Origin of the sequence: Skermanella stibiiresistens SB22 (assembly GCF_000576635.1) — a bacterium.
Classification (GTDB): domain Bacteria; phylum Pseudomonadota; class Alphaproteobacteria; order Azospirillales; family Azospirillaceae; genus Skermanella; species Skermanella stibiiresistens.
The window spans coordinates 1-249 of record NZ_AVFL01000160.1 but is presented as its reverse complement, the minus strand read 5'-3'; the positions used below and the strand labels follow the sequence as shown (position 1 = coordinate 249).

Here is a 249-nt window from a genome sequence, read left to right as displayed (position 1 = left end):
CGTCGTGGCGCTCTGGTCGTAGCGGTTGGTGGCGTCGCCGGCCGGCGAGTACGAACGCGTGTTGACGTTCTGGCGGCGCGCGCCCAGGGTCAGTTGCACCAGGCCGTCCTTGACCGACAGGGTATCGGCCACGGCCACGCTTTGCAGGATGCTCAGGCTGGTCCTGGTTTCCGGCGAGTAGGCGATCGGCGCGCCCGGATCGGCCAGGCGCGCGGGGTGATAGATGTTGGTGGCGTAGTCCGCGTAGCG

Annotated in this window: 1 pseudogene; it reads right to left on the bottom strand. The window is 69.1% G+C overall.

The features are described 5' to 3' along the window. Positions 1-249 (bottom strand): annotated as a pseudogene (locus N825_RS40100) (hypothetical protein); the annotation flags it as partial.